The 5,176-nt window shown below is 65.3% G+C and carries 6 protein-coding genes; 2 read left to right on the plus strand and 4 right to left on the minus strand.

The genetic code is table 11. The features are described from left to right. Positions 1-50: 50 nt before the first annotated feature. Both DPQ64_RS18335 and DPQ64_RS18340 read right to left on the minus strand, forming a co-directional pair. Entirely contained in the window at positions 51-1,211 is a 1,161-nt protein-coding gene (locus DPQ64_RS18335) for a glycosyltransferase (protein WP_115865734.1), read from the minus strand. Positions 1,212-1,400: 189 nt separating this feature from the next. Next, positions 1,401-2,036: an archaellin/type IV pilin N-terminal domain-containing protein gene (locus tag DPQ64_RS18340; RefSeq protein WP_115865735.1), complete on the minus strand. Its 636-nt coding sequence runs from the start codon at positions 2,034-2,036 to the stop codon at positions 1,401-1,403. Between the two features lie 283 nt (positions 2,037-2,319). Here DPQ64_RS18340 and aglJ point away from each other — a divergent pair, with 283 nt between their 5' ends. Continuing rightward, a complete protein-coding gene (gene aglJ / locus DPQ64_RS18345; RefSeq protein ID WP_115865736.1) occupies positions 2,320-3,225 on the plus strand; it encodes an S-layer glycoprotein N-glycosyltransferase AglJ in 906 nt (301 codons plus the stop codon). Between the two features lie 90 nt (positions 3,226-3,315). Here the strand turns inward: aglJ and DPQ64_RS18350 are convergent, their stop codons facing one another. Beyond that, positions 3,316-3,582 carry an elongation factor 1-beta gene (locus DPQ64_RS18350; RefSeq protein WP_115865737.1) on the minus strand — a complete coding sequence of 89 codons (267 nt, stop codon included), beginning with the start codon at positions 3,580-3,582 and terminating at the stop codon, positions 3,316-3,318. A 2-nt stretch (positions 3,583-3,584) separates the two neighbouring features. After that, the gene (locus tag DPQ64_RS18355) at positions 3,585-3,764 is read right to left on the minus strand and encodes an HVO_2753 family zinc finger protein (protein ID WP_115865738.1); all 180 of its coding nucleotides are present in this window, start codon (positions 3,762-3,764) and stop codon (positions 3,585-3,587) included. A gap of 195 nt (positions 3,765-3,959) precedes the next feature. On the opposite strand from DPQ64_RS18355, the gene DPQ64_RS18360 reads away from it, so the two are divergent. Further along, the gene (locus tag DPQ64_RS18360; protein ID WP_115865739.1) at positions 3,960-4,988 is read left to right on the plus strand and encodes an FKBP-type peptidyl-prolyl cis-trans isomerase; all 1,029 of its coding nucleotides are present in this window, start codon (positions 3,960-3,962) and stop codon (positions 4,986-4,988) included. Positions 4,989-5,176: the final 188 nt, after the last annotated feature.

The raw sequence follows: 5,176 nt of genomic DNA on the forward strand, positions 1-5,176 counted from the left end.
CCCCGCGCCCCCCCCGCGACCGCCATCCAAAGAGACGAGGAGCGCTGGCGTCAGTCGAACGCTTCCCGAAGCTCCTCGTCGACCTCCCACGTGCCGTCGCCCTCGCCGCGGAGCAGTTCGAGCGCGCCGTTGAGCAGCGACACCTGCGAGTCGAACACCGCGTACACCGCCTGCCCGGGGCCGAGCAGATCCTTCTGGCCGAGCCAGACGAAGCCCGCGAGCGCGGCGGGGACGGCGAGCCCCGCCCAGCCGGCGACCGCCACCCCGGCCGCGGTGGCGACGATAACGTCGAGCGCCACCAGCCACGGCGAGACGACCATGAACCACCAGTTGAACGGGAGCACGACCCTGCCGTAGTTGCCGTACCTCCCGAGCGCGTCGCGGTGCTGGGCGAGCAGCCGGATGAGCCCCATCCCGCGGCGGTCCTTCTGGAGGCGGCGCTTGCCGAACTCCGAGTGAGAGGCCTCGCTGTACCGGATCGCCGGGTCGAACAGGACGCGGTCGCCGCCCCGGCGGATCTTGAGCGCGAGCTCCGTGTCGTCGGCCAGCGAGTCGGGGTCGACCGGCGCGGTCGGGTGGACCGCCTCGATGGCCTCGTTCTCGAACGCCGAGAACGGCCCGTGGAAGATGAGCGTCGAGTCGAGCTGGGACTCGAGCGTCTGGATGTGGGCCTGCACGCCCCGGTAGCCCGCCTCGACCTCGCTCCCGCCGAGAACGTCGGCGTTCTGGCCCGTGACGGCCGCCACGTCCGGGTCGGCGAGGTTGGCGGCCGCTTCCCGGAGCGCGTCGTCGGCGACGTACGAGTCGCAGTCGGTCTTCACCACCATCTCGTTGTCCGCGGCAGCGTAGGCGTCGTTCAGCGCGGGCGCGAGTCCCCGCCGCTCGGTCTCACGGATGAGGTTCAGCTCGGGATGCTCGCGGTCGGCGAAGTACGCCTCGACGAGTTCGGGCGTTTCGTCGGTGCTGGAGTCGACGACGACCAGTTCGACCTTCTCCATCGGGTAGTCGAGCGAGAGCAGGTCGTCGAGCTTCCCCTCGACGATACCCGACTCGTCGTAGGTCGGGAGCACGATGCTGACTGTCGGCTCGGCCGCGCGCTTGTCGGCGGGCGACCCGTCGGGGCGGACCAGCCCGTAGAGGGTGAGGAACGCGAGATACGGCAGCGCCGTCAGCCCGACTAGCAGTCCGGCTGCGGCGACGAACGGGTTCATACCACCGGATATGGAAGCGGGCTATAACATACTGACGGTCACTGGTCGTCCGGCGGAAAGAACCCAGCGCCGGCCGAGGAAAATCGACATCGACCGAAGAGAACAATTCGTGACGAGGGCCGCAGTCGTTCTGCGGCCGACCCGCGTTCGGTCGACCCGCGGCAGGCCGACGATTGCTATCGGCCGCCCTCAGACGGTCACGGCGGTCTCCTGGGAGAGCGACTGGGGGACGTTTGCGCGGTACTGGGTGACCGCGCCGTACTGGGTGGTGAGTTTGAGTTTGACCTCTTCGCCCTCACCGAGTCGGCTGTCGCTGATCGCGGTGGTGTTCATCACGATCTTGAACCGGTCGTCCTGGGTGTTGAGCACCGGCACGGAGTCGTCCGGGTCTTTGATATCTTCGACAGTGAAGTTGGCGTAGCTAGAACTCCCTGCCTGGCCATAATCATCGTTTCCGAATCCGAGGGTCGAGGCGTTCGCATCCGCATTCGTCAGCGTTTTGGCGTCGTTCGGCCCGATCCATTCGATCGTGGCCGCCGACAAGTTGATGTCGTCCGACCCCGACCCGCGCATCACCGTCAGATTCACGTAGTCGGCCCGCTCGTTCGCGACGTTCGAGAACGCACTCACCACCTGCACGCGATTCGACACCTGTGCACTGCTCTCTTGGCCGGTCTGTTCGGATTTGGTCTGCAAGAAGCCAGCCGTGTTGATCAGCACGCCCGCCGCGATCGCCGCGACCAGCACCATCGCGATGAACACAATCAGCGTACCGATACCCACCTGACCGCGGTCGTTGACCGTACTCTCGATCCTGTCCGTCACCGACGAAAGGTGATCTCCTATCATTGTTGTGACCCCGATTGCTCGGGAACTTTCCCGGCTGTGAATTACGACCACCGATACATATAGGATTCGTCCATTTTCACGCCTGATAATTCCTTCCCGTTCCGGCATTTAGACCGCGTAGAACGGAACAATCGGGCTTAGCGGCCGTCGTTCGTGGAGCGTCGTTTGCGGAGCACGTTCCATTCCAGTAGACGAGCCACGCCGGACCCGAGCGGACGTAGGGTAAGCCTTTTGCGCTCGTGGTGACCAGTCTCTCTCGATGGCCGACCGCGACGACGTGTGCGTGCTCATTCCGACCCTGAACGAAGCCGAGACCATCGGCGAGGTGATCGACGGGTTCACCAGCCGTGGCTTCGAGAACGTCCTCGTCGTCGACGGTGACTCCACCGACGGGACGACCGACGTGGCCAGCGAGCGCGGCGCGCGCGTGGTCCAGCAGTCCGGCACGGGGAAGGGACAGGCGATCCGCGAGGCGCTCGACCACGTCGAGAGCGAGTACGTCCTCATGCTCGACGGCGACGGCACCTACCGCCCGGCGGACGCCGACGCGATGCTCGAACCGCTGCTGGACGGCGAGTACGAGCACGTCATCGGCGACCGGTTCGCCGACATGGAGTCGGGCGCGATGAGCCGGTTCAACCGATTCGGCAACGGGATGTTCAACTGGGTGTTCCGCCACGTCCACGGCGAGAACTTCGAGGACATCCTCAGCGGCTACCGGGCGTTCACCCGCGAGTCGATGGAGAACTTCTATCTGAACGCCGACGGCTTCGGCGTCGAGACCGAGATGGCCGTCGAGTGCGTCAAGCACGACGTGCCGACGGCGGTCGTCCCGATTCGCTACGAGGCCCGACCCGACGGCTCGGACCCCAACCTCCACCCGCTCCACGACGGCGGAGTCATCCTCGTCACACTGTACCAGCTCGCGAAGACGAACAACCCCCTGTTCTACTTCGGGAGCGTGGGCGCGGTGAGCGGGCTGTTCGGCGTGGGGATCGCAGGCTACGTCGCCTACGAGTGGTTCGTCCCGCCGCGGACCTCCCACGAGGTGCTGGCGGTGCTGGCGGGCGTCTCCATGCTGTTCGGCGTCCAGCTGCTGATGTTCGGCGTGCTCTCGGACCTCATCGTGACGCTCCACCGCGAGCAGATGCGCAGACTGGAGTGACGACGGCGACTCACCCGAGCGATGATTCACGGCGGACTCGACGCTCCCCGTCGAATCTGCTTCTGAAAGAACAGCGAACTGCGGTCGTTCCTATATTCGACCGACGTTCTCGACTTCCACGCTCTCGACGTTGTCGACGTTCGAGAAGTTCTCCTCGACCGCCTCGGTCCCGCCGGCGTCGTCCGGGACGATGACCGTCGGCAGGAGCGCGACGAGGCCGAACGCTACGTCGTCGCGCTCGAAGCCGTTGATCTTCGCGCCTTCGGGGAGCGCGTCCTCGAGCTTCTCCTGAAGCTCGTCGAGGTCGATTTCGGGGCTCTGCGGCATGACCTTGATCTTTGCAGCGACCTTACCCATAGTTACGGACCCATGAACCCACAGTCGGGGCACTCGTAGAGGTTGCTCTGCTTGCGGCACTTCGCGCATCGGTAGATCTGGTGTCCGCAGTCGGGACACTTGAACGAGGCGGCGTTGTTCCCGGAGATGTTGATCCCGCAGGAGACGCATCGCCGCGCCTGTCTCTGCTCCGATTGACTCATACCCGCTTGTACCCGTGCGCGACTTTAAACCGTTTCGATAGCACGCCCGTCGCGATTCGGGGCGACTGGGACCGATTCGAGCTTTATTTCGCGACCATCGCGCTCTCTGGTGGTGGTTTCCCCTCCTCGGACGCCGGAATCCCCTCGGAAGCACGAAACGTGATTCTTAAGGGGCGAACGGGCTACCGTTCGGGTATGAGTGACGAACAAGAGGCCGACGTGGCCGACAATGAAGCGAACGTAGACGACCAGGCCGAGGACAACGACGTCGAGGAAGCGGTCGAAGCCGACGCCGAAGAGGAAGCCGAGACCGACGACGCTGAGACCCAAGATGGGCTCCAGAGCGGGGACTTCGTCCGTCTCGACTACACCGCACGAACCGTCGAGGACGGTAACATCGTGGACACGACCGACCCCGAAGTCGCCGAGGAGGAGGGCCTCGACGACGAGGAGCGCGAGTTCGAGCCCCGCACCATCGTCATCGGCGAGGGTCACATCTTCGAGAGCGTCGAGGAGGCAATCCTCGGCGAGGAGATCGGCCACTCGGGCGAGACCACCATCCCCGCCGAGGAGGCGTTCGGCGAGCAGGACTCCGAGGAGGTTCGGACCGTCAGCGCCGAGAAGATCCCCGAGGACGAACGCTACCCCGGCGCGCACGTCGACGTCGACGGCGAGCACGGCTACGTCGAGACCATCATCGGCGGCCGCGCGCGAGTGGACTTCAACCACCCGCTCGCGGGCGAGGACATCGAGTACGACTACGAGATCGTCGGCGAGGTCGAGGACCGCGTCGAGCAGGCCAACGGCCTGTTCGCGATGTACATCGACGCCGACCTCGAGATGTGGATCGAGACCGACGAGGTCGAGGAGGAGACCGTCGTCGAGCCGGACGAGGACGACGAGGACGCCGAGCCCGAGACGGAGACCGAGACCGTCGAGAAGGAGACGCTGTACATCGAGAGCACGCCCCAGCTCGCGATGAACCAGCAGTGGATGTTCCAGAAGCAGCAGATCGCCCAGAACGTGATGGACCAGCTCGGGTTCGACCGCGTCATCGTCCAGGAGACCATCGACGGCGGCGGCATGGGCCCGATGGGCGGCATGATGGGCGGCGGCATGGGTGGCGGCATGGGCGGCGCCGAACTCGAAGATGCCCTCGAAGAGGCCGACGTCGACGAGGACGAGATCGTCGAGGAGCTCGAAGGCGAGCTCGACGAGGAGTAGACCGGACTCTTCGCAGCCTCGACCGAACACGCCGAGGCGTCGACCGCACCGCCGGCCGACTGCCCCGCTGCGCGGACTTTTCGCTTCGATTTTGGATTTCGAGAGAGTTACACGTCTCCGTCGCGTGCGCATTGAAATTCAATCATATCGAGGGCAGGTCGCCGCGCCGCTAGCGGCGCGGCGACCTG

It is taken from the genome of Halorussus litoreus, from assembly GCF_003382685.1.
GTDB lineage: Archaea > Halobacteriota > Halobacteria > Halobacteriales > Haladaptataceae > Halorussus > Halorussus litoreus.

Excerpts from the sequence above, each read along its gene's own strand:
- DPQ64_RS18335 (WP_115865734.1), bottom strand. The coding sequence starts at position 1,211 with ATGAACCCGTTCGTCGCCGCAGCCGGACTGCTAGTCGGGCTGACGGCG.
- aglJ (WP_115865736.1), top strand. The coding sequence starts at position 2,320 with ATGGCCGACCGCGACGACGTGTGCGTGCTCATTCCGACCCTGAACGAA.
- DPQ64_RS18350 (WP_115865737.1), bottom strand. The coding sequence starts at position 3,582 with ATGGGTAAGGTCGCTGCAAAGATCAAGGTCATGCCGCAGAGCCCCGAA.
- DPQ64_RS18355 (WP_115865738.1), bottom strand. The coding sequence starts at position 3,764 with ATGAGTCAATCGGAGCAGAGACAGGCGCGGCGATGCGTCTCCTGCGGG.
- DPQ64_RS18360 (WP_115865739.1), top strand. The coding sequence starts at position 3,960 with ATGAGTGACGAACAAGAGGCCGACGTGGCCGACAATGAAGCGAACGTA.